The 1,289-nt window shown below is 56.5% G+C and carries 1 protein-coding gene; it reads left to right on the top strand.

The window, feature by feature from the left end:
* The first annotated feature begins 41 nt into the window (after positions 1-41).
* Positions 42-1,276, top strand: a protein-coding gene (locus tag HMPREF3098_RS10340) for an IS3 family transposase (protein ID WP_141739751.1) whose coding sequence is annotated in 2 segments (ribosomal slippage) — positions 42-333 and positions 333-1,276 — 1,236 coding nt in all. Because the reading frame shifts where the segments join, the coding sequence is not laid out codon by codon here.
* The last annotated feature ends 13 nt before the right edge of the window (positions 1,277-1,289 follow it).

Genomic DNA, 1,289 nt, shown 5'->3' with positions numbered 1-1,289 from the left:
CCAGGTTTTGTTCCGTTTGAGTAGATGGGAAAATTTGGAACATGCCGAAGAAGTTTGATCAGGAGGCGAAGGACCGAGTCGTCCGCTTGGTAGAAGATCGCATTCTGGCAGAGAATATTTCGACGCAGGAAGCATGCAAGATCGTGGCACCCAAACTGGGCGTTTCGTGGCACACGGCGAGGCAATGGACGCAGGCCGCTCGTCGTGAAGGACGCGTTACTGAACGGTTGCCAGAGGACCTTGTGGCAGAGGTCGCCAAGCTACGTCGTGAAAATCAAGAGCTACGCGACACTAATGAGCTGCTGAAGGCTGCCTCAGCTTTTTTCGCATCCGAACTCGACCCAAAACGTCGGAAATGATCCGATTCATCGATGAGCATCGGAATCGTTTCTCAGTCGAGTTCATCTGCCAGACGTTAAACACGCATCGCGAAGGCGGCTTCCTTACTTCGCGTGGATACCGCCAATCCAAGGCCCGGGGCTTAAGTGCCCGCGCTCTTCGCGACGCTGCCCTCGTGGAGCATATTCGCGACGTTCATGCTGAAAATTACGGCGTCTACGGCGTGCGGAAAATGTGGCGCGTGCTGCAACGCCAGGGCATTGACATTGGCCGCGAGCACACAGCCCGGCTGATGCGCAGCGCTGGCCTGTCTGGCAAGGGCAAAGGTGGGGCACCAATCACAACGCGCAAACCCAAAGACCCGGATCTTCGCCCTGACTTGGTCAATCGTGATTTTAAGGCCCCTGGCCCTAATCGGCTGTGGGTAGCGGACATTACCTACGTGCGCACCAGGAAAGGCTTTGTGTACACCGCGTTCGTGACCGATGTATTCTCCCGGAGGATCGTCGGATGGGCGCTGTCGGATTCGATGCGCACCGAAGCCTTACCGCTGCAGGCGCTCAACCAGGCAATCGTGTGCGCCAAGGAAACAACGGGCTTGATTCACCATTCAGACCACGGCTCACAATATGTGAGCATCGTCTACAACGAGCGCCTAGCCGAGCACGGTATCGCAGCGTCCACTGGGACGGTGGGCGACTCCTACGACAATGCTTTGGCTGAGAACGTCAACGGCTCCTACAAGAATGAGCTGATTCATAGGCGAACGTGGTCCGATGTCGTCGACGTGGAAATCGCCACGTTCGAGTGGGTGAATTGGTGGAACGAGTCACGGCTCCACCAGAGCCTAGGCTACCGCACGCCGGCTGAAGTCGAAGCCGAGTTTTGGGAACACCACCCCAGTCGAGAAATAATGGAAATCAAGGCAAATGCCTAGGAACAAAACCCGG

It is taken from the genome of Corynebacterium sp. HMSC28B08, assembly GCF_001806865.1.
Lineage (GTDB): Bacteria > Actinomycetota > Actinomycetes > Mycobacteriales > Mycobacteriaceae > Corynebacterium > Corynebacterium auriscanis.
Note: the sequence above shows the minus strand (reverse complement) of the source record. Positions and strands in the feature narration are given on the sequence as shown.